The organism is Erysipelotrichaceae bacterium 66202529 (assembly GCA_017161075.1).
Lineage (GTDB): Bacteria > Bacillota_I > Bacilli_A > Erysipelotrichales > Erysipelotrichaceae > Clostridium_AQ.
Window position 1 is genome coordinate 4173362 of the sequence record CP046174.1, and the last position, 22535, is coordinate 4195896.

The following is a 22535-nucleotide window of genomic DNA, read 5'->3' on the forward strand; positions in this document are numbered from 1 at the left end:
TTATACACACCCTCAAGTATGACCTCTCACGAAAACAGATGTTTGAAAGCATATGCAAAGCAGCTTTCTTTCCCTCTGAATATTCTATCTGCCTTCGCTTACTGTCCTGTTATTTCCCTCGAACCTCTTTTAATGCTTCCTCCAGCGTGAAGGCCGGATCCTTTGGCGTTACCTGCAGGGTTATATCGACACCCTTTTCCTGCATAGCCTCCAGCATCTCCGCTTCCTGCAAGCTCAGTGATAATTCATTGGAAATCATAACCTTATTCGTACCATTTCCAAGACCGCCAATCTGCAGGGCCTTCATCGGAAAGCCAAGATCAAATGCTTTCTTAGCATTTTCTACGGATTTAAACAGAATCAACAGCTTTTTATCCTTGAATACATCCTTCTTAAAGGCTGCCACCGCTTTTTCTATCGGTCGTATTGCGACCTTTACTCCCGGAGGCGCTGCCATCAGAAAGACCTGAGCCAAAAATTTATCAGCCGCAAGCTTATCATCCACAATCAGAATAGAGTCTGCGGATACCTGCTTGATCCAGTTCGTTACCACCTGTCCGTGCATCAATCGAAAATCAATGCGAATCAACTTAATTTCTGACATGCTCTTCTCCCTCCATTTCCTCAAATGCAATCTGATCGGGCTGTATAATGGATGCTCTGGCCGCCGCTAGACCGGCCTCCATCAGCTCCTGAACACTGCAGGCTTCATTGCTGCGTTTCAGAATCAACTCTATCAGCATTGGCAGATTAACTCCGCAAATGACATGAAGTGAAAATTCCCGCTGCAGCATCATTCCTACGTTTGATGGCGTACCGCCATATAAATCAGCCAGTACGAGAATTTCCCCCTTCAATGTGGCCATATAGGCCCTCACTTCCTCATAATATTCCTCAATCGACATTCCGGACAGCAGCGACACTGCACGGATATGCTCTGTTTTCCCTGCAATCAATTCTGCGCTTTTAATCAGCTCCTCTCCAAATCTTCCATGATTCAGAATCACATACGTTATCGGCTCTATCACAACTTCACTTCCTTTACAGATGTCCAACGGCCTTTGAACTACACTCATACTTTACCATCGCAGCAAGTCTTTATTTTCTCTTTTATTGCACCAGCAATCGTGCAGATCGGCAGGAGTTTCACTTTTTCCATTCTGCACCAACACTCGTGCAATATATTTAAAATATTTTTGAAATGGTTTGGGTTATACTAGAAAATGAAGCATAGGGGGTATGGATTGCAGGTGATAAAATGCTGACAAAGAGACAATATTCCATATTATCTTTTTATGTGGACAACAGGGGAACATATGTTTCTTCCAATGAGCTGGCCGAGATGTTTGATATCAGCGTGCGGACAGTAAAAAACGAGCTGAAATTCGTTCGTGAATTTTGTGATGCCTATACCTCATTCACATTGGAAACACTTGCGGGTAAGGGTACCAGATTATGTGTAACAGACGAAAAGAGCTTTGATAAGGAAATGGAGCTGCTTCGTAAAAAGACGCTGAATTTATCCTGTAACACCAAGAACCGCGTGCATTCTGTTATGAAAATGCTGATGGATGCCAGCGGATATATAACGAAATATACACTAACGGAAACCTTTTATATCAGTGAATCCACGCTGTATCACGCATTGAATGAAATCAAGAAAATACTACAGCAGTACGATCTGCGACTCGTTCATAAAACCAATCTCGGCTACAAGATCGAAGGCCGGGAAATCGACAAGCGGATGTGTATTGCCAAGAATGAAATCAATGATGATTCTACTGATCATTTTGCCTTAACCGATGATGTATCCGATATATATAATGTCGTGGCAGATGTATTCTTCAAATATCATTATCAGATCAATGAACAGACCATTCAAAATATTACTGCACATATCGCATTGACTCTGCGCAGGGTGAAAAAAGGGCATCTTATTGAGCAATGTATGGAACAGGATATGCCGGATTCTACAGAGTATCAGATATCAACGGAAATACTGACACGCTTTCTTACCCGCTACAGAATTAAAAGGCAGTATATGCTCAATGAAATCAATCTGTTGACACAGACTATTCTGGGAAAGCTCGATTATTCCAGGAATGACCGCCTGCAGAAGGAGGTAAACGACTTTATCAATGATTCCTTTCTTTATATTCGTAATAAGTTCTGCGTCAACTTTGAGCCTGCAGAAAGTCTGAAGCTGTTTCTGGCACTGCATCTGGTTCCTTTAATCTACCGTATCAAATCCGGTACGCAATTAAACAATATGATGGCTCCGGAGATCAAGCAGTCCTTTCCACTGGCATATGATATAGCCCTGTATTTTACACTGCTGATGAAGGAACGGTTTCATTTGAGTGTTTCAGCCGATGAAGTTTCCTTTCTGTCACTCTATTTCAATTACGGACTGGAAAATATTCATCTGGGTAATTCCGCAAAAAAAATTCTGATTATCACTTCTTTGCGCAAATCAGAGACTGTGCTTCTGCGGCACAAAATACTGACGTGGTTTCCAAACCAGATCGCGGAAATTTCCTTTATCGGCCCGGATAGTGAGGATTTTGATACAGAGGAGTATGATGCTATTTTCTCAACGGATCGAAACAGTGAACGCTATAAGGGTGGAATCACACTGATCAGCATCTTTCCGGATGAAAAGGATTTTGAGAAAATCAATCTGGCAATCAACGGGTATACAGATACCGCTTCTATTCTGGAAAAGTTCAGTGCAGATTGTTATTTTTATGGGGATGTTAAGGATAAGGATGAAATATTGGATATCATCTGCCGCAATGCGATTGAGAAGTACAAGCTTGACGATGATTTTCTGGATGTGATTAAGGCGAGAGAACAGATCACAAGCTCTTATTTTGGCAATGGTATTGCAGTTCCGCATCCGCTGACACCGTTTTCGGATGAGACCTTCGTTTCACTGGGGGTATTGAAAAAACCGATTGCCTGGGATAAAAACCATACGGTACGTGTTGTCATGCTGGTTTCCATAGAAAAGAACAATCCGAAAGCTTTCCAATTCTGGTATTATATGAGTACCTTTGTGCGCAATGAGGAGCTGCTGCAGAAGTTTTTCAAGAAGCCGAGCTTTCAGCATTTTACAGAAATATTAAAGACCTCACTGGAGAAGGATTTCGATTGAACACCTCATATTGAAATCCTTTTTTTATACTGCTTAGAAGCTAAAACCACGATGAGGCTTATGATTTTTTGAAGATCACAAGGCTACTGTTCCTGCACTCTTTCAGGATAACCTAAGATTCAAAACGGTTGTATTCCCTTGTATTTAAAATAATTATAATTGCTGTCTCAAATGCATACAGGAGTGCTTTTCCGTAATCTCTGAGGGCATTCTGAGCTTCATTAGGTTGTTTCCCCTGAAAGAAAATACAGTCAGGAAGGATAATTGCAGTCTCACTGATTCCGTTACATATTATATGGAAGGTGATGAGCAGGCTGCCTGTACGCGTTTTTTACAACGCCTCGAACGCATTGCATCCTTGCTCGTATTCCTATTGAATTCCTTCATTTTCCTACAAAAGAAAAAGCATCTGCGTTCTATGCAAATGCTTTTATGTTATTTATAATCTGCTTCCAGCTGTGCCTGCTGTTCCTTACGTTTTAGATCACGATAGAAAAATACCATCAAGCAGGGCCCCATAAGTGACCATGCAATCGGCTCTGCAAGACAGACTCCGGTATAGCCGGTAAAAGGAATCAGCGCAAATGTTGCGGCGATTTTCACTGCCATCTCAATGCAGCTGGAAATGATAGGCCCTTTTCCATTCCCCAGTCCCTGCAGAGCATTGCGATAGATAAACAAAACGGCAAGGATGAAATAGAATACGCTGCTAATTCTTGTATAGTATGCCGCCAGGGAAATGACCTCCGTTTGTTTTGCGTTGACCAGGAAGCCAATGAAAAAATCTATACAGGTAAAGGACAGCAATATGACAATGCCTACCCACAGGAAGCTGATCCACACACTAGATTTCATTCCTGTACGGATTCTGGAAAACCGCTGAGCTCCAAGATTCTGTGAAACAAATGTCGTGTCTGCAATCGCAATACTGATCAACGGCTGCATGAACATTTCCACAACCTTACGTGCTGCGATATGAGCGGCAATCGTAACCTCACCAAGACTGTTTACAGCACTTTGTAAGATTACAGAGCCAAGGGATACGATGGAATTCATCAGTCCCATGGAAATGCCCATAGATAGCTGCTTGCGCAGAATTTCACGTTCCACATGAAAGTCCTCTTTCTTTACGATAAACATCGGATATTTCTTTCTCATGTAAAGGAAGCAGAGAATCACGCTTACCAGCTGGGCAATCACAGTCGCATACGCTGCCCCTGCGACACCCAAGTGAATGATTGCGATGAAAAAATAATCCAGAGCTACGTTTAGAATAGATGCGATTATCAGAAAATACAGCGGTGTACGACTGTCCCCTATGGAGCGCATCATACTCGCCATCATATTATAGGCCATCGTCACAAACAGACCGATGATAATAATAGTCAGATAGGAGTCTGCCATTGACAGGATCGAGGCCGGTGTCTGTAACAAATAAAGAAGCGGCTTTTTCAAGATAATTGCGGTTACAAATATTACTACAACGCTAATCATACATAGCTTAATACAGCCAGCCGTCGCCTTCTTCATACCATCATCGTCTCTTGCCCCGTAATATTGTGCAATCATGATGGATACCCCCATGGAAACACCAGTACAAAGACCAATCACCAGATTGGACAGTGAAGCACTGGCACCAATAGCTGCCAGTGAATTTACTCCGAGAATCTGTCCTACCATCATGGTGTCCACCATCGTATAAAACTGCTGAAAGACGTTGCCGAGTAAAACAGGAATTGCGAATGCCATAATCAGCTTCGTGACATTGCCCTGTGTCATATTTTTCATAAATACCTCATTTCTCCACTTCACAAAAGCGCAAATTTCAATGAAAGTTATTTCAAATCATCTGTTTTAAATTATGATTTTCTTTCACACGTATCATCTACAAGGCTTTATTCTATCATATTTTTCGCCTTAGTTATATATGAAATTCAAAAACTTACAGGCAACACGATGCACTGCTTTCATTCACAGCCTTTACCATCAGGATATATGAAAAAAAGATGTAGCTGTTTGAAGTAAAGCGAATAGCTACATCCTTATTTTCTCTCTGTTTTTGCTTGAAAATCAAAGCTGCGCTGACTTCTCTCTGATTCCACTTAACACGATCAGCATTTCGGTATCGTTCGCAGCAGGATTTCTATAATCTTTGGCATGGATTCTCCGGACAGATATTTTTGAAACTGCACATAGTCCTGTGTATTAAGAAAACACGCATTTGAAGAACGCAGCCGGTATACGATATCCCCTGATGGGTTTGGACCAAGCGCTATTTCCCCATAGGAAAGCGCACCGATGGACAGCTTAAAGCCTATCGCAACCGCACCTATACTATACACCCCAATGGATATCGCCCCGATACTGATGTATCCAATAGCCAGGCAGCCAATCGCAAAATAGGATATTGCCAGTGGCCCTGTTCCAAAGAATAGTCCCAAGGTAAGAAGACCCAAGCTAAACAGTCCTGCACTCAGCAGGCCGATCGAGATGACACCGATGGAGACATTTCCGATAGCTATGATTCCCTTCGCAACACGCCAGTACCCATCCTTTGTACGCCCTCTGCCAATATTGATATCTACCAGAGGAATGCCAAACAGCGTAGCACTGGAGCGGTATTGCTTTTCAAAACGGTAGCGGTTATGAACATATATAACCTCCTTTTCCTTTATGATTTCTTTTTCTAAAGGAATTTTATTTCCAAGCAGCTCATCCACACTCACCTGCAGACTTCTCGACAAGGTTTTCAGATTCTCCATATCGGGATTGGCAGTGCCGGTATCACATAGTTAAAGATATTGGTATCATTCAATCAATTTTGCCGATAAAGCGGTAGAAGATTTCTACCTCCTGTTCCCGGCTTCCGTCCTCACCTTTGACCGCTTCATGGACAAGGATTTTTTCAATCAGCGTATTCAAAAGTTCGGCGGTCAGTTCCGTGGGATTGACATACTGTTTCATCAGCGCAATCCAGCTTTCCGCGTCTGCTACGGTCTGGCTCTCGGCAGCGATAGCGGCTTGAAGCTGTCCGATTTTTTCGTCCAGTTGCGCCTGCTCCGTCTGATATTTCCCGGACAGCATATTGAAGTTGTACTCCGTGATACGCCCAGCCACCCAGTCCTCATACATGCGGGAAAACAGCTTGTCCACCTCGGCTTTCCGCTTCTCCGTCCGCTTCAATTCTGCGGCCTGCCGTTTCCTTGCGGCGGCCTGTTCCTTGTCGCTGGCGTTCAGCAGACGCTTCATCAGTTCCCCCTCGCCGTTCTGCACCAGTCCAGACCAGTATTGCAGACGGGAGAGGACATAGGCGTAAAGCACATCATAGCGGATATAGTGCATGGAGCATTGGCGTGTGCCCTGCCCGTACTTACTGCAATGGTAATGGCCGTAGGGCTTACTGTTCTGCCGGTTCTCCCCATAGGACAGCGACCAGCCGCAATCCGCACATTTTACCAATCCGGAAAAAATCTGCGTTGTACCATCCTTGCACTTCCTGCGGCGGTTTGCTATCTGCTCCTGTACCTGCCGGAAAACCTGTTCGCTGATAATCGGCTCCTGCGTGTTCTCCACCCGCACCCATTCACTTTGGGGCTTGCGTATCCTCCGCTTGTTCTTAAAGGAAATGTTCGTTTCCCGGTAGTGGATGGTATGACCGATATAGGTTTCGTCTTTCATAATGCTCTTGACCTGCGCTATCGTCCATGCGTAGCTTTTTTCCTCTGGCGCACCCGCATAGATGTTTGCGAAAGTCCCGTCACGCTGGAAGTTGATAAATCCCGGCGTGGGAACCTTTTCCGCAATCAGTATTCTTGTGATACTGGCCGCCCCTCTGCCATGAATGGCAAGGTCAAAAATCTTCTCCACTATCCAGCGGGTTTCCTCGTCGATTATCAGCTTGTTTTTGATTTCCGGGTGTTTTCTGTACCCGATGGGAGCATAGGCGCCGATACGCTGTCCTGTGGCAAACTTCGCTTTGAAAGCGGCCTTTACCTTGCGGCTTGTATCTTTCGCAAACCATTCATTGAACAGGTTTTTGAACGGGACAAAATCGGAAAGCCCTTTCTCTGTGTCCTCTTTCTCCGCAACGGCGATGTAGCGCACCCGTTTTTCCGGGAACAGAAATTCCAGATAGTAATCCATCATCACATGTTCCCGCCCGAAACGGGAAAGGTCTTTCGTGACAATGCAGTTTACTTTTCCGGCTTCCATATCGTCCATCATGCGCTGAAAATCCGGGCGTTCAAATAATGTGCCAGTGCTCCCAGCAGATTGGCATCCTGTCGGTATGTGCAGCACTCCAGACGTGGTGTTATCGTTTCAAAATCAAGCTTCTTTCGCAATTTCTCATAGGAGTTCATGATATGTTGCGTAAAATCCTTTCGTGCACTGATACCTCCGCCAAATAAAATCATCTCCGGATCCAGCATATGCTGGATATTAAAAACGCCAAAGGCAAGCTCATCATAAAAGGTCTGAATCACTTCCCTGCATACGGAATTCCCCTGTTGTGCTTCTTCAAAAATACGTGCTCCGTTCCATATTCCGTTATCATATGCTTCCATTTTACGTACCATGCTGGATGTGGACGCACACAGACTGAAATTTTGTACACTGCCGTCTGGCTGTTGGAGGAGCATCATTCCAAACTCTCCGCCATAACGGTGTGCTCCGTGACAGATTCTGCGGTTTCTAACAATAGCACCGCCGACACCGGTTCCAATCACAAGAAATGCCATACCCTGAATATCTCTGGCTTTTCCAAAATACAGCTCTGACAGAGCTGCACAATTCGCATCGTTTTCTATTTCACAGGGAAGCCGCAATTCCTCCTGCATGATTTGCCTCCATGATACTCCATGTACAAAAGGTACCGCACTGCTTCCATAAATAATCCCACTCTCACAATCCACTGCACCACAGGAGCTGACAGCCACACCGCTTAGCTGTACGCCGGAAGCAATTACAGAATGGTGATAGTCCCTCATATCCGCAAGCAGAGCAGACAAATCTGTTTTCATAGGATAGGAGGCTTTACAGGAAAGCTCTCCTGCTTCATTCGCTAATCCGCATTTAAGCGAGCTTCCTCCGATATCAAAGCAAAGATAGGCTCTCATTCAAAACCACCTCTCTCTGCAAGCTCACGAAACCAATACCCGCTCTTTTTGATTGTGCGCTTTTGTGTTTTCAAATCCAGCGATATGAGTCCATAGCGGTTTTTATATGCATTCAGCCAGCTCCAGCAGTCAATACCAGTCCAGACATGATAGCCGATACAGTTACTGCCCTCCTGTATTCCCTTATACAGCCAGGTAAGATGCTCCTTATAAAACGCTATACGGTAATCATCCGCAATCCTGCCATCCTTTATAAAGCGTTCTTCATGTTCAACCCCCATACCGTTCTCTGTAATCATCCATTCAATGTTATGATATTTTGTACGGATATTGGTCGCAATATCATACATACCCTTTGGATAAATTTCCCATCCACGATACGGATTGATTCTCCGATTCGGCATTTCATACAGATCATAGAAGGTTTCCGGTGTTATCATTGCTTCCGGATCAACAGGTGCTTCTTTTGCTTTTACACGGATTGGCTGATAATAATTCACTCCTAAAAAATCAACGGTATTTTCTTTGATAACGGTAAGCTCCTCCTTCGTATATTCGGGAAGCAGCTCATGCTCACACAAAAGCTCTACGAGCTCTTTCGGATACACACCAAGCACTGCCGGATCCAGGAAGCTTCGGGAGGAAAACAGCTCCGCAATACGGGATGCTCTTTGATCTTCCTTCGATACACTGCGTGGATAGTTTGGTGTAAGATTTAAAATAATACCAATTTTTCCATCACAGCATTCATGAAATGCCTGTACTGCTTTCGCACTGGCAAGTGCGGTATGGTACGCTACCTGAACCGCCGCTTTCATATCATGACGGCAGGGATAGTGAAAGCCGTTCAGATACCCGCATTCCACATGTACAATCGGTTCGTTGAATGTAAACCAGCGCGCCACCTTGTTTCCATACAGTGAAAAGCAGGTACGTGCATAGTGCACATAGGCATCAACTACATGGTCACTCTCCCAGCCGCCCTGCTCCTGCAAAGCCAATGGCATATCGAAATGAAACAGATTGATCATTACCTCAATACCCTCTGCATGAAATGCATCTATCACCTTATGGTAATGAGCGACGGCGATCGGATTTACAACCGTATCTCCGTTTGGAAACATACGGCTCCAGCTGATGGATATTCGACAGGAATTATGTCCCGTTTCTTTCAACAGACGGATATCCTTTCGATAATGCTTATAAAATCCGGATGCATCCTGCGGTCCGATACGGTCATGGAACTTATCCGGCTCTAATTCATACCAGTAGTCCCATATATTTTTTCCTTTCCCATCTATTGACGCCGCACCTTCACTTTGTGTGGCACTTGTGGCACTCCCAAAATAAAACCCCTTTGGAAACTGTATCATATACTACCTCCTTGTAAGGAAGGCCCTCTCCATGGGAGAGAGCCTGTGTTATTTATAAAATGATGTATATCCGAAAACCGGATAGTGATGCTGTTATTCCTTTCGATCCTTTAGAATTTCTTCCGTACTCGCCCAGTTTGTCAGGGCATCGCTGTAGGTACGTACATAATGATAATAGAGCATATCAATCATAATCAGAATCGGTATCTGACCAGAGATCATTCCCGTGGATTCTTCTCCGGAAAGAGAGGATGTGTACAAAACAACATCACTGAGCTTTGTCAGTCGGCTATTCTGATTTCCCAGAATACTTACCACGATAATTCCCCGCTCTATCAGCTCTGCGGCCAGTTCCTCCAGATATGTATTCCCGCGCAATGTGAAAATAAATACCAAATCCTGCTTCAGCAATACCCGTGAGCTCATTTTGATTGCATCCTTGTCATGAATGACCTCAATGAATTTGCCCAGTCTTGAAAAGCGAAAACGAAAATCCTCTGCCGCCGTCGCACTCAAACCGAATGCAAAGATATTGATAATGCGATGCTCATAAATATAGGTACACACCTGTTCCATTGCTTTCGCGTCAAATTTCTGATCGACCAGATGGAAAATCCGGAAGTACTCACTTTGTAAATCCAGTGATATATTGGAAATCTGCGGGGCATTCTGCATATTCAAATGCTGTTCATACAAATATATCAGCTCTTTAAAATTGTTCAGACCTATTTTTTTACAGAACCGTGTGATGGAGGAGCTGGAAATTGACAGCTCCCTTGCGAGCTCATGAATCGTGAGCGGCGGCTTCCCGTCAGTGAAATACTGTGCAATCGTCTCTTCCACATAGGTGAAATTCACCTTTGCCAGATTGATTCTCAAAAGGATTTCCTTTTCCATATACTTACCTCCATCGCTACCGGTATTATACTCTATTTCACGATGATTTTATAGGTTCTGATTTCTTCCGGATGCAGACCTTGTACAGTAAGCTCATCCTGTTCCAGCCTTACATCCGCTATTTTTTCATGCAGCATATTCACCAGCTGCGCATGTTTTGTATGACAATGCAAATGATCCACAGATACGGTGGTATTCAAACTGTTGTAAACACGCAGTACGGCATGCTTTTCATCCAGCGGATACAGGGAAGAAAATTGCAGAACTGTACTGTCATCCATGTTGAGCAGACCCTCCTTCAGTGGCTGTATGGCTTGCGGATATGGATGTGTGACGAAATATTTCTGCGTATTTACAAAGCGGTTCATTTCCTGCAGCTGATAATACAGAGGAGCGTTCGCATAGCACAGCCATGCCTTCTGAAGCTCCATGGCATGATATTCCCTGCGATAGCACAGTGCAAACGCAAAGCTCATGTGCTGGCGCAGCTCCGATTTCGGTGTTGGAATATATTTGAATTCGTTACCGCTGGCAATTCCCGGCCGTCTGTTCAAATCCGGTTTGCCTAACAAAGGTACACTGCGAAACAGTGTCAGTGCGATATCCGTATGCCGCAGGATTTCATATTCCTTAATTCCTTTGCTAAAGCAGGTCAGTATTGGACCATCACCGTTGGATACATGATGCAGAAATGGATAGATAGGAGACGGTTCTTCCCGGTAACCCGCTTCTCTCCAGTCGTCCATATGCTTAGGGTCATGCTTTCGCCGTATAGTCCCAAACGGTGTATCCGCAATACTGGAATCACTGCTGCTAAGACCTCGGCATATCACACGCATACGATGCTCTGCGGCGGTATTGTTCACATGCAGCTCACAGCGTATGAGATCCTTGTGATCCAGCTGAAGCTGCAGCTCATAGGACAGCTCTTGTGTACATTGATCCGATTCCCGCTCCTGTAAAGACTGTGGAAGCAGCCAGGTTCCCCGCAGTGTGAGAATATCAGCTATATCTCCGCTTTGCAGCTCTGCTTTTGCATTTTGAAAGCGAAGCTTATATATTCGATCCCTTGTCGGCCATGAATAGTCATAGGTATCTCCTTCATCCCCGCCATCCTCCACATACAGGAAATCTTCCAGTATCCTTCCTGTGGTCTTATCCTTCAGCTGCAGCATTCCTTTATTCCATGTGATTTTATAATATGCATTTTCAAGAGCAGCTAGTTTCTGAACCTGCTGTTTATGAGAATCACATGCCGTAATATGAAGAATACGCATACTCATCGGTTTCATAAAAAGACGAATCATAATCTCACTTTGATAATAATACAGCTCCTCATCATACGAGGAAGGATCCTTTCGGATACTGCCGCTGTACACCCGTTGCGTTTGCTGACAATCGTATGCGATTTCACAGCCTGCTTCATCCAAAATGCAAAAGCTCTTCTGCTTCGTGGTGATGGACACTTTCCTTACTTCATCGCTTGTATATGGCAGCGTATTGTAGAATACGATATCATTTTCACGGATACCGGAAAGGGATTCACTCAGCTTGCGAACCTGATAATCAAGAAGCATGGAGCTCATCTGTTCACAGTCTTGAAGTCTTTGCAGGATGGCATCGTTGGTGGCATCGCTGTTACAGCCGCAGGCACTGTCATGCGCATGGTTTAACAGCACTTTTTTCCACAGTTTTTTTAAAACCTCCGTTTTCGGTGAGATTCCCATTTGCTGCTGCATGACCATAAATGGCTCCAGCTGATAGATCAGCCTTCGTTCTATCGTATCATTCAGCTGTTTATGATCATAGCGTGAGGAATAGATGGAATGATGAATCTTGGAAACAGAGGCATCAATAAACTCTCCCTCAATATGAGGCAGTCCTTCCTCACTTCGCAATTCATTGAAAAAGCTTTTTAAATCACTTTCAAAATATTGGATATCATGCGTGGAGCGCTCATTATAATACGCAAGCCGTTCCTGCAGATTGAAGTCCACATAACGCTGATCTCCTCCTAAAGGTAGCAGCTGATGGGTTGTGGATGCGCCGTTTAAAATCCGTTTTTCCACCTTGTCAACATCATCGGTGTAAATCAGATTCCCACCATAGAAATATCCATCCCGGATATGATAGCACAGCACTTCACTTCCATCTGCACTGTGCCAGTAAAATTCTCTTTGTTTACATACATCATTGGGAACTCCTCTCCAGAACAGAGCTTCCCGAATATTGAAGCCGTTATACAGCTTGGGCATATCCTTTCCCTGTCCGAAGGAGTCCGGCAGATAACCGATCATCATACAGTTACCCAGTTCTCTTGCATAGCTTATCCCATACCACAGATTCCGCGCAAGACTTTCTCCACTGATAATCAGTTCATCACTCTGGGTATACCAGGGCCCAATCATCAGCCTTCCTTCTTCTACCAGCTTGCGTATCACAGGCTCCTTCTTTGGCATAAATTCCAGATATTCCTCCAGAATACTCACCTGAGAGTCCAGTAAATAGGTCTTCAGCGTTCCGCTTTCCAGTGCGGAGATCACCTCATCCATGTGATAAATCAGCTGTATGATGGATTCACTTGCGGTAAAATACCATTCATAATCCCAATGTGTATGAGAATACACATGCATTTTCTTCATAATTGCCTCCGCTTACAGCTCCACTGCAGCGATTACCTCATACAAAGCATCTACATCCGTACCGGTTTTCAATGCTGTTCGAAATTCCTCGCTGATCATTTTGCGTGCCAGCTTGCTTAGAATGCGAAGATGCTGTTCACCGCCATCCTCTGGTATCGTCAGTCCAAGTGCGACCTGAACGGGCTTACCGTCAAGGGCATTCCATTCTATGGCATGTTTAAATTTCACCAGGAAGATTCCCGGCTTTATGCAGGTTTCATTCTTACTGTGAGGAATGGCAATGCCATCCTGAAATCCTGTTGTAGCTTCTTCCTCTCTGGCACACATACCTTCATAATATGCATTCTCATCCTTTACAAAGCCTGCTGTAAATGCTTCATGTGCAATTACACGAAACGCTTCCTTTTGTGTTTTTGCTTCTGTATCGAAATGAATATGATGTCTGTCAAATACGCTCTTATCCATACTTACCTCCTGTTATTCCGTTTCTTCCACGACCGGCTTTCGCCAGAAGCCGATAATCAAAGCTGTTACAACGATACCCGCCAGTACACAGAGAATCCAGGTAATGAATGGAATCGGCTGTTCAATATATCCGATAAAGGTTCCCAGCGGTGAACCAATACCGCCGTAAAATTTACAGCCTGTTAAAGCAACCAGACCACCGGCAAGCGCACTTCCTACAACACTTGCGGTTATCATCTGCAAAGGATTAGCTGCTGCGAATGGTATTGCCCCTTCTGTAACGCCGACCATTCCCATACCGAATGCACTGGTCGCAGATATTTTCTCAGTCTTGGAGAATTTGTTTTTAAAGATTACAGATGCCAGCCAGATTCCAAGCGGCGCAACGGAGATTGCGGCCTGCGTAGCACTCTGCGGTACAAAGTTAGCCCCCTGTACACCATATTTTGTCATCGTATCAGTAAATACCGCCGTACCAAAAATCAATGCTGTTTTATTTACCGGGCCGCCGAAGTCAAAGCCTACCATGGCTCCGATGATAGCACCGATGATAAACGGAGCAGCCGCATATTGTTCATTCAAGGTTGTCAGTCCGCTGTATAAAGCATCCATTGCGAAAGCGATTGGCTGGCCAATCAGGAACAGGACAACGATCATGATAAACAGTGTTGTCACAAACGGTATAATCATGATACCGGTAAGAGGCTGTACAATTTTTGGCCATGGGATGCGTTTCATTCCCTTTACAAAGTAACCAACAATGAAGGCTACCAGAATAGCAGACAGAAAGCCGCCGCCTGTTTGCGTTCCCAGAAATTCCGGATCATTGGCAATATAGGCACCAATCATCGCCGGAGCAATCGCCGGCTTGTCCGCAATAGATTTTGCCACAAAGCCTGCGAACAGCGGTATCATCAGCTTAAAGCCTGTCTGTCCTACCATGAACAGCTTCTGCATAAAATATCCCATAGCTGTTTTGTTATCAAATCCCCAGTTTACGATTCTTCCTAAATCATCCTTCTGAAAGGCAAAGACGTTGGCGATTGCCAACAGCAGACCTGCCGCGATACACATTGGCACCATGTAAGAGATACCGCTCATAATATGTTTGATGATTGAATTTTCCGTTTTTCCCAAGGTAATGCTTCCTGCCTTGCTTCCTTTTTCTCCATACAGTGTCGCCTCATTTAATGCACGCTCAATCAATGCATTGGCATCCTTGATTGCATCCACGCTTCTAACCTTCAGAACACGTTTACCGGCAAAGCGTGCCAGATCAATGTCAATATCAGCTGCCACAATGACAACATCCGCTTCCCGGATTTCCTGTTCGGTAAGAATATTTTCCGCCCCGATAGATCCCTGTGTTTCTACACGTACACTGTCACCGCGTTTTTTCCCTGCCTGTTCCAGAGATTCCGCTGCCATATACGTATGTGCAATACCTGCCGCGCAGGCTGTAATTGCTACAATATGTTTACTCATAAGTTTTCCTCCTATCAAGTTCTCGTATAGTATATCCCGTACAAATCGCAATGTAAACACTTACAAGTAATTCGGGTTGCAGTATCCTGTTTTCCTTTATTTGTGAAATTAGTTTCACTGAAAACGGTTATATTTTAGCGTTTTTTGTTTAAAATATCATATTTTTTAACACGAATACTATTTTTATGAAATTTTTTATCAATTATTTCTTTTAAGAAATTTAAAAAGGAGTATATGAGTGAAATCTTGTTATATACCGGCATTGCGTTTGATCTTCCTTCATTTTCAGATAATGCTTGCATATAATTCCTTCAAGATTTGCTATTCCATACCTTTATCCTTGTGTATACATTGCTGTATGAATCTACGTATGAGCATGCCTGTCTGCCCCTGAAAGCAGAAAAAAGTCATGGAACGTTTATCATTATCGCTCTCATGACTCTCTATTCTATTCCTTGCTTTCGTCGTAATCGTTTTTGGTCAGCTCTTTTAAAGCTGCGTCGAAATCAATATCCGGCTCTTTGGTGTCCTGTGGTTCTTTCTGTACTTCCTCACTGTCTTCCTTAGGAGTGATTCCTGCCTCAAGATCCTTCAGCTTCTGTTCAGCAGCCTTTGCCTTTGCTTCCGCTGCACGAACTTCCTCTTCCGGAGAAACCAGCTTTCCATAATTCATCAGATTGTAAATCTGTTCACTGGTAATTGTTTCTTCCTCGATCAATGTCTCTGCAATCAACGTCAACAGGTCCTTGTTATCTTCAATAATCTGTTTAGCACGGTCATAGCATTCATTGATGATCTTACGGATTTCCTTATCGATCTCATATGCAATTTCACCAGAGTAATTGCTTCCACTGCCATAGTCTCTGCCCAGGAATACATTTCCGGTACCATCATCATACTGAATCGGTCCTAATGAAGACATACCCCAGCTTCGTACCATAGCCTTGGCAATTTTTGTAGCCTTTTGAATATCATTGCTTGCACCGGCAGATACCTCGTCAAACATAACCTCCTCGGCAACACGACCACCCATCAGTCCGGTAATCTGTGCCATGAAGTCTGCTTTCGTCGGCATCATTTTCTCTTCCTTCGGTGTCATCAGATTATAGCCGCCAGCTTCACCACGCGGAATAATCGTAACCTTTTCCACCTTATCAGCATCATCCAGCTTCAAGCCGATAACTGCATGTCCTGCTTCATGGAATGCTACAAGACGCTTTTCTCTGTCTGTGTATTTCTTGGATTTCTTAGCAGGCCCCATCATAACACGGTCAATCGCCTCGTCAAGATCCTCCATGGTAATCACTTTTCGTTTGTCACGGACTGCCAGAATAGCACCCTCGTTCAATACGTTTTCCAAATCGGCTCCTGAGAATCCAGGAGTTCGTTTAGCCAGACCCTCCAGATTTGCATTCGGCGCCAGCTTTTTATTTCTTGCATGAACCTTTAAAATCTCATAACGTCCGCGCTTATCCGGCAGATTTACTGTAATCTGACGATCAAATCGACCGCTTCGCAGCAATGCAGGGTCTAAAACATCGGGACGGTTGGTAGCCGCAATGATAACAATACCCTTGTTTTCGCCCATACCATCCATTTCGACAAGTAATTGGTTCAGGGTCTGTTCACGTTCATCGTTTCCGCCACCCATACCGGCTCCACGCTGTCTTCCGACGGCATCGATTTCATCAATGAACACGATACATGGCGCGGTTTGCTGTGCCTTCTTAAACATGTCACGCACACGGCTTGCACCGGTACCGACAAACATTTCAACGAAATCTGAACCGGAAATAGAGAAAAACGGTACATCCGCTTCCCCAGCAACTGCCTTTGCCAGCAGTGTTTTACCGGTTCCCGGAGGGCCTACCATTAACATACCCTTCGGAATACGAGCACCCATATCCGTAAACCGTTTCGGATCCTTCAGGTAATCAATGATTTCCTTAACCTCTTCCTTTTCCTCATCACAGCCCGCCACATCCTTAAAGCGGACTTTGATATTTCCTTCAATCTTCGCGCGGGATTTACTGAACTCAAATGCCTTGTTGTTTCCTCCCGCATTCATTTTTGAAAACATAAAGAACGCAACACCTGCAATCAGCAGGAAAGGAAATACGTTCATCAAAAATTTCATTAACAGGCTTTCCCTGTTTGGATCGCTTACCTGTAAATTGGTACTCTTGCTTTTTTTGAATACGTCTGTCAAATAAGAAACATTCTTTTCCGTATTTGGCACACGAACAGTGAAGTTTACATCTTTGCCTTTCTCACTATACGATCCTTTTACATCAATAACTGTCGTTCCCATCGACATCTCTGCTTTGGTAAATGTCATGGAATCCGCCTTTGTCATAAATTCGTTATAGTTAAAGTTTTTTGTATCCCCCGCTGATCCATAAGAAATCAGAAGCAGCATGATACCAAGGACTAAGATATAAGGTAGAAAGCTTATAAACTTTTTATTGTTCATTCAATCGTCCTCCTAACGTTTATTTGTATACTTCAGGCTTTAACACTCCTATATAAGGCAGATTGCGGTAATGCTGGTCATAATCAAGACCAAACCCTATAACAAATTCATTGGGTATTTCAAAACCTACATAATCTGCAGTTATATCAACAACACGACGATCCGGTTTATCTAACAGAGATACGACTTTTACATCGCTTGCCCCCTTGTTTTTCAACAGGCGTGTCACTTCCTTCAGCGTGCGTCCGGTATCAACGATATCCTCCACAAGCAGAATCGGCACACCCTTTACAGAACAATCCAGATCCTTCACAATTTTAATATCTCCAATAGACTCTGTTCCTTCATAGCTTGATACATCCATGAAGTCAAACTGAATGTCCAAATCTATATGCTTAATCAGCTCCGCAAGAAAAGGAACACTGCCCTTCAACAGAGCCACCAGCAGTGGTGCCGTCCCTGTTTTTCGGTAATCGTCACTAATCTGCTTACCTAATTCTATACTTCTTTTTACGATGTCTTCCTCGGACACCAGTACTTTCTCAACTACGTCGTGCATGCAAAATCCTCCTAATACAGCTATTTACTATTTTAACACAAATAGCGTCGGATTGTTAGAAAAATGTGCAATATCACAGCCAATTTTAGGCACCAAAATCACATTTCCCGCAGCATTCACAACAACCGGCCATAATTTGCGTTCCTTTTTGGGAATTTTGCGGTCGATGAACCAGCGATTCAGCTTTTTTACGCCAAATCGAAGCTGTATAGCATCCTGCGGCTGTGCATTTCGTATAGTAATCGGCCAGTCTTCCTCCTGTAAGGTTACCGCATCCACACGCATACCCTGAGATGCTGTTTCAAAGTACGGTGTTTTTTCAAATACAGGCTTTTCGTATTGATAGGAATAGCTGACCTCTACACATGTATCAATAACCAGCTTTCCATATTCGCTGTATATATCATACCCGCTGCCGATATCCCGTGTCCAATAGTTTGCATTGTTCATAATCAGTTCCCGCAGCACCTGTATCTCATGTAGAGACAGATAACAGTTACAGGTGTCATGAATCCAGGTAATCAATACCTGTTCCAGAAAATAGCTGTCCAGCATACGTAAGCTTTTCAAAGTACCGTCCCACGCATCCAGAAAAGCACGGCAATCCTTTCGCAGCTGCTGCATGCGGATGTTTTCCCGGGAAATGGTTTCCATCAGCGTTTCTTTTTCCTTTTCCGACATGCGCTCTACTATTTCATGCCGAATTCTGTTTCTCGCATAATGATCACTGAGATTACTTTCATCAATCCCAAAGGGTACGGCATTCTCTCTACAGTATGCTTCCAGTTCACGTTTGCTATACGCCATAAGCGGACGGATGATCCTACAGCCCATAATAAAAGCTTCTTCCTGTATGCCGAGATATTCCTTCATACTGCCGCGCTCCTTCGCCATTAGATAGGTTTCCAGATGGTCATCCAGATGGTGCGCCAGTAAAACAGCAGATGCATCGTATTGCTTCAGCAGCTCCTGATACATACGGTAGCGTTCTTCTCTGGCAAATGCCTGAAAGTTTCCAACACAGGGCTTTGTCTGCAGCCTGGCTTCAAAAGGAATATGAAAATGTGCACAGTAGCTGCGCACCAGTTCCATATCCCGATTCGCTGTATCACGCTTCTGATAATTCATATGCGCAACAACCAGCCGCAATCCTTCTTTTCTGCACATATCCAGCAGTGCCATAGAGTCCGGGCCTCCGCTGACACCGATGATATAGGTTCCTTTTTCCAGTTTCTTCATATGTTTCATGCGGCTATTATACGGTAAATCTGATAATTAGGCAACATGGAATATAAACTGGAAGGGTATATTTCATAAGAAACAATAGTATTTATAAATATTACACAAAATCTAAACTATTGAGTATGTGCATAATTGTGATATGAAAAGCAGTGAAATATAATTATTTTCTCATAATATTTAGGATTTCTATATAAAAATATTTCTTAAATCCGGTAATAAATAAGAGAATCCAAATCTATTGTTTATAACAACAGTTTTTGAATTCTCTTTTTCTTATACTGCCAAATAAAAGTCATCATTTCCATACCTACAGCTGCTTATCAGCCTTTACAATAGTACATGATTTTTTATAGAAGGCAATACCATAGCCAACGATATCTGTATAGCCCTTTTTATTCAAACCTTCGAATATTTCATGTCCTTAATCTGCTTGCAGGCCAGCTCTGCTGTATCTATTATATCTTCATTACTTTTCGCAACTTTCAATTCAAATAACAGCCCTCTATCTTTATTGTATATTGGAAGGACAGCAACATCATATCATCCCTCACCAGATTCCTGATTAGATAATGTCTGATAATCGCTTAACAATCCAATCAAAATGCCATGATAAAATTTTTCATCATAATCAAAATAACTGATTGATTGAAATAAAACAGCATTCAAAACCTTATTTGCTGTCTCCACATCCATATTCAGTAGCGCTTCTACGAATTCAGAGCTTTTTCTCATTACCTGTTCTTGAAACCATTCATTGAATATCGTGGTATAAATTCTATTGATTTCTTTATTAGGTATCATAAGCTGATAAATAGCCTTATCTTCATCAATGCATTTAACAGTTTTAAGATAACCTGTGAATAGTAAAAAACTGTAAATATTATTAACCTGATCCATTTCCCGATAAGTTAAATCGCGTTTAATCGTTTTTTCAATAACTCCTCCAGATGTCAGAACATCAAAATCATCTCTCATTTGTGAATTGCCTTTTTGTACATACTTATATATTATATCATTTCCACTTGTATTAGCCCAAAAGGACTCCGGTATATCATTTCCATGACGATTTTTATTGACATACTTCAATACACTCCACGGATTATATATTTCAGTATCACCGAAGAGATAACCGTCACACCATGGGTGGGCACCGACTACCATTCTTTTATCGTGTTTCATAAGATTGTATATCATAATCCTTTAATAATTGCATTGTTTCTTCTGACGTAAACCCAAAACATGAGCTAGATAAATTTTCATATATTGAAAAAACATTAAAATTATTTAACCCTGTAAAAAGGCTAAAGTCCGCCTGTGGTGTCGACTCTTTTGCGATTTTTAAACATCCCGTGAGTATTCCTCTCTCTAATGCATCATTCGTTTTCAATGCTGCACTGAATGTATTATTTAGAAATTCTACCATTTCATTATAATATCCATTAAGATAAGCACTTTGTAACGGAACATCGCACCAAGGGTGGGCACCGCCTATTCATCGATTAAAATAATAACTTTTTTATTGTAATGCTGCTTTAGACATTCTGAAATAAATTTTAAGGCATTTTGCAATTCGACCTCATTTTGCGTGCGACGATAGAGATTTATAATCTGTTCTTTATCAAATTCATTTATTTGTTTACTATTTAGTAATTCCTGATTACTACGTAGAATTTCCTGTATTAAGATAGAAAACATCGTTTTCTGCTTTTCAAATGAATTATTTTTCATATCCTTTAACGTGATAAATATAACTGGATACTGATTTTGATGCTGTAAAGCATCTCTTTCATTGAGAATATTCAAACCATTAAAGATATAGGCATTCTCTTTCTGCTTAATAGAGAAAAAATAGTAAAGCACGCCTGAGCGGGCACCGCCTACTCATATTCAATGTTTTACCCGCTACTAGCGCGCCTCTTGTCGGATGCCAAAGGTATCGACACTATTTCGGTGAAAGCGCCGAGGTCTTGTATATAGTGCCACTTCTTCTTTCAAAACATCTTTTATAAAAAAGTTTTATCTACATAATAACAGTTTTTGTCGATTAGCTTTTTAAAATTATCTATTCCAATTGGCAGAGATTTCATATAATCAGCTCATGTTCTAATGTATTATAACATATCGGCTACAAAAAACACCATTCTGGTATATGATTAGCCTATGACTATTCATATACACCTGACTTCATTTTAAAGCATCATATCCCTATTTCTTCATTCTGGAAACCAATACCAACAAAGCGTAAACAAATGTATATCATTTCAAATTTAGAAAATTGCTATTTAAAAAAACTAGGAAAGGATAAAAGTAAGGTATGTAACGTATCGGCTAGGAAAAATAAAAGAAGACTTATTACAGACAATAAAATGCACCGGCTATCAATAAGTCTTCTCTTTATATGTACATACGTTTACACCAGCAGATTAAAATTGAATTCGTTATACCTATCCTTTACAGAAAAGCATCAATCACCCCTTACATCTTCTATCCGGATTGTATACGTATCCTTTTCCTGTATAAGCGCGATTGTTATGAATTTCAGATAATGGAATGCAATATCGCCGGCATTATGATCATAATTCACAGAGGTTTGAAGAATCAGCTGATTTTTATCATTTACTGACAGCTTACTGTCGATATTGGCGATTCCTACATGATTCAAATCATTTGCAATAACAGTATCATTCTTCATGATAGAGGTAAAGACGGATAGCCCCTGATCCGATACCAGTAGTCCCTGCTCATTTATGACACTGCTGCACTTGTATAAAACACTGTATTCTTCTGTAATTGGTTGTTTGAGTGTAAAAATCAGCTCTTTATTTTTGTAGAGTGCCTCTGTTTTTGATTCTACTAAAACTATTTGATCATTTATCTCAGCTTCATATTTTTCCACCGTCTTATGCATACATCCGCTTATACAGCACAATGACAACATACAAACAAGAAGTATTCTCTTTTGTTTTTTATTTTTGATTATCATCATTGCTCCGTTGTGCTTTAGAAAAATTATCTTCCCCAATACGCCCAATCTCATATGTATACTACAGCCTGCAAAATTACGTATGTCTGTTGTCTTTACACATGATCTTTTCCATAAGCTTTTCATGATAGCATCCTTTCGA

Annotated in this window: 18 protein-coding genes and 2 pseudogenes; 1 reads left to right on the forward strand and 19 read right to left on the reverse strand. The window is 42.5% G+C overall.

Annotated features, from left to right (window positions below):
• Window positions 1-109: 109 nt before the first annotated feature.
• Together GKZ87_19700 and GKZ87_19705 are read right to left on the reverse strand one after the other, a co-directional pair.
• Window positions 110-604 carry a PTS sugar transporter gene (locus GKZ87_19700; GenBank protein QSI27563.1) on the reverse strand — a complete coding sequence of 165 codons (495 nt, stop codon included), beginning with the start codon at window positions 602-604 and terminating at the stop codon, window positions 110-112.
• Complete coding sequence (locus tag GKZ87_19705; protein QSI28025.1) at window positions 591-1028, reverse strand: PTS sugar transporter subunit IIA; 438 nt, start codon at window positions 1026-1028, stop codon at window positions 591-593. Before GKZ87_19705 ends, GKZ87_19700 begins: the two co-directional genes overlap by 14 nt.
• A gap of 230 nt (window positions 1029-1258) precedes the next feature.
• Between GKZ87_19705 and GKZ87_19710 the strand changes: the two genes are divergently transcribed.
• Window positions 1259-3157, forward strand: a complete 1899-nt coding sequence (locus tag GKZ87_19710) for a PRD domain-containing protein (protein ID QSI27564.1) — start codon at window positions 1259-1261, stop codon at window positions 3155-3157.
• 435 nt (window positions 3158-3592) lie between these two features.
• Here GKZ87_19710 and GKZ87_19715 read toward each other — a convergent pair whose 3' ends face one another.
• The 17 genes and pseudogenes from GKZ87_19715 to GKZ87_19795 all read right to left on the reverse strand — a co-directional run bounded on the left by GKZ87_19715 (window position 3593) and on the right by GKZ87_19795 (window position 22318).
• Complete coding sequence (locus tag GKZ87_19715) at window positions 3593-4945, reverse strand: MATE family efflux transporter (protein QSI27565.1); 1353 nt, start codon at window positions 4943-4945, stop codon at window positions 3593-3595.
• A 323-nt stretch (window positions 4946-5268) separates the two neighbouring features.
• A complete protein-coding gene (locus tag GKZ87_19720; GenBank protein ID QSI27566.1) occupies window positions 5269-5919 on the reverse strand; it encodes an XRE family transcriptional regulator in 651 nt (216 codons plus the stop codon).
• A 49-nt stretch (window positions 5920-5968) separates the two neighbouring features.
• The gene (locus GKZ87_19725) at window positions 5969-7381 is read right to left on the reverse strand and encodes a DUF4368 domain-containing protein (GenBank protein ID QSI27567.1); all 1413 of its coding nucleotides are present in this window, start codon (window positions 7379-7381) and stop codon (window positions 5969-5971) included.
• Window positions 7378-8274, reverse strand: a complete 897-nt coding sequence (locus GKZ87_19730) for an ROK family protein (protein QSI27568.1) — start codon at window positions 8272-8274, stop codon at window positions 7378-7380. Before GKZ87_19730 ends, GKZ87_19725 begins: the two co-directional genes overlap by 4 nt.
• Window positions 8271-9647 (reverse strand): family 1 glycosylhydrolase, encoded by a 1377-nt coding sequence (locus GKZ87_19735; GenBank protein QSI27569.1) that lies wholly within the window; start codon window positions 9645-9647, stop codon window positions 8271-8273. The genes GKZ87_19730 and GKZ87_19735 overlap by 4 nt, the downstream gene beginning before the upstream one ends.
• 93 nt (window positions 9648-9740) lie before the next feature.
• Window positions 9741-10544, reverse strand: a complete 804-nt coding sequence (locus GKZ87_19740; protein QSI27570.1) for an SIS domain-containing protein — start codon at window positions 10542-10544, stop codon at window positions 9741-9743.
• 32 nt (window positions 10545-10576) lie between these two features.
• Complete coding sequence (locus tag GKZ87_19745; GenBank protein ID QSI27571.1) at window positions 10577-13186, reverse strand: glycosyl hydrolase family 38; 2610 nt, start codon at window positions 13184-13186, stop codon at window positions 10577-10579.
• A gap of 12 nt (window positions 13187-13198) precedes the next feature.
• Entirely contained in the window at window positions 13199-13651 is a 453-nt protein-coding gene (locus tag GKZ87_19750) for a PTS sugar transporter subunit IIA (GenBank protein ID QSI27572.1), read from the reverse strand.
• A 12-nt stretch (window positions 13652-13663) separates the two neighbouring features.
• On the reverse strand, window positions 13664-15136 hold the full coding sequence (locus GKZ87_19755) for a PTS fructose transporter subunit IIB (protein QSI27573.1): 1473 nt from the start codon (window positions 15134-15136) through the stop codon (window positions 13664-13666).
• Window positions 15137-15270: 134 nt separating this feature from the next.
• On the reverse strand, window positions 15271-15438 hold the full coding sequence (locus tag GKZ87_19760; protein QSI27574.1) for a hypothetical protein: 168 nt from the start codon (window positions 15436-15438) through the stop codon (window positions 15271-15273).
• 146 nt (window positions 15439-15584) lie between these two features.
• Window positions 15585-17609 (reverse strand): ATP-dependent zinc metalloprotease FtsH, encoded by a 2025-nt coding sequence (hflB, locus tag GKZ87_19765; protein ID QSI27575.1) that lies wholly within the window; start codon window positions 17607-17609, stop codon window positions 15585-15587.
• Window positions 17610-17628: 19 nt separating this feature from the next.
• A complete protein-coding gene (gene hpt / locus GKZ87_19770) occupies window positions 17629-18168 on the reverse strand; it encodes a hypoxanthine phosphoribosyltransferase (GenBank protein ID QSI27576.1) in 540 nt (179 codons plus the stop codon).
• Window positions 18169-18195: 27 nt separating this feature from the next.
• On the reverse strand, window positions 18196-19407 hold the full coding sequence (tilS, locus tag GKZ87_19775) for a tRNA lysidine(34) synthetase TilS (protein QSI27577.1): 1212 nt from the start codon (window positions 19405-19407) through the stop codon (window positions 18196-18198).
• Between the two features lie 310 nt (window positions 19408-19717).
• Window positions 19718-20833 (reverse strand): annotated as a pseudogene (locus GKZ87_19780) (AAA family ATPase).
• Between the two features lie 65 nt (window positions 20834-20898).
• Window positions 20899-21270 (reverse strand): AAA family ATPase, encoded by a 372-nt coding sequence (locus GKZ87_19785; protein ID QSI27578.1) that lies wholly within the window; start codon window positions 21268-21270, stop codon window positions 20899-20901.
• Window positions 21271-21315: 45 nt separating this feature from the next.
• A pseudogene (locus GKZ87_19790) lies at window positions 21316-21497 on the reverse strand (AAA family ATPase).
• Window positions 21498-21874: 377 nt separating this feature from the next.
• A complete protein-coding gene (locus GKZ87_19795) occupies window positions 21875-22318 on the reverse strand; it encodes a hypothetical protein (GenBank protein ID QSI27579.1) in 444 nt (147 codons plus the stop codon).
• Between the last annotated feature and the right edge of the window lie 217 nt (window positions 22319-22535).

Excerpts from the sequence above, each read along its gene's own strand:
- hflB (QSI27575.1), bottom strand. The coding sequence starts at position 17,609 with ATGAACAATAAAAAGTTTATAAGCTTTCTACCTTATATCTTAGTCCTT.
- GKZ87_19720 (QSI27566.1), bottom strand. The coding sequence starts at position 5,919 with ATGGAGAATCTGAAAACCTTGTCGAGAAGTCTGCAGGTGAGTGTGGAT.
- hpt (QSI27576.1), bottom strand. The coding sequence starts at position 18,168 with ATGCACGACGTAGTTGAGAAAGTACTGGTGTCCGAGGAAGACATCGTA.
- GKZ87_19700 (QSI27563.1), bottom strand. The coding sequence starts at position 604 with ATGTCAGAAATTAAGTTGATTCGCATTGATTTTCGATTGATGCACGGA.
- GKZ87_19795 (QSI27579.1), bottom strand. The coding sequence starts at position 22,318 with ATGCATAAGACGGTGGAAAAATATGAAGCTGAGATAAATGATCAAATA.
- GKZ87_19755 (QSI27573.1), bottom strand. The coding sequence starts at position 15,136 with ATGAGTAAACATATTGTAGCAATTACAGCCTGCGCGGCAGGTATTGCA.
- tilS (QSI27577.1), bottom strand. The coding sequence starts at position 19,407 with ATGAAGAAACTGGAAAAAGGAACCTATATCATCGGTGTCAGCGGAGGC.
- GKZ87_19710 (QSI27564.1), top strand. The coding sequence starts at position 1,259 with ATGCTGACAAAGAGACAATATTCCATATTATCTTTTTATGTGGACAAC.
- GKZ87_19745 (QSI27571.1), bottom strand. The coding sequence starts at position 13,186 with ATGAAGAAAATGCATGTGTATTCTCATACACATTGGGATTATGAATGG.
- GKZ87_19725 (QSI27567.1), bottom strand. The coding sequence starts at position 7,381 with ATGATGGACGATATGGAAGCCGGAAAAGTAAACTGCATTGTCACGAAA.
- GKZ87_19760 (QSI27574.1), bottom strand. The coding sequence starts at position 15,438 with ATGCAAGCATTATCTGAAAATGAAGGAAGATCAAACGCAATGCCGGTA.
- GKZ87_19715 (QSI27565.1), bottom strand. The coding sequence starts at position 4,945 with ATGAAAAATATGACACAGGGCAATGTCACGAAGCTGATTATGGCATTC.
- GKZ87_19740 (QSI27570.1), bottom strand. The coding sequence starts at position 10,544 with ATGGAAAAGGAAATCCTTTTGAGAATCAATCTGGCAAAGGTGAATTTC.
- GKZ87_19750 (QSI27572.1), bottom strand. The coding sequence starts at position 13,651 with ATGGATAAGAGCGTATTTGACAGACATCATATTCATTTCGATACAGAA.
- GKZ87_19735 (QSI27569.1), bottom strand. The coding sequence starts at position 9,647 with ATGATACAGTTTCCAAAGGGGTTTTATTTTGGGAGTGCCACAAGTGCC.
- GKZ87_19730 (QSI27568.1), bottom strand. The coding sequence starts at position 8,274 with ATGAGAGCCTATCTTTGCTTTGATATCGGAGGAAGCTCGCTTAAATGC.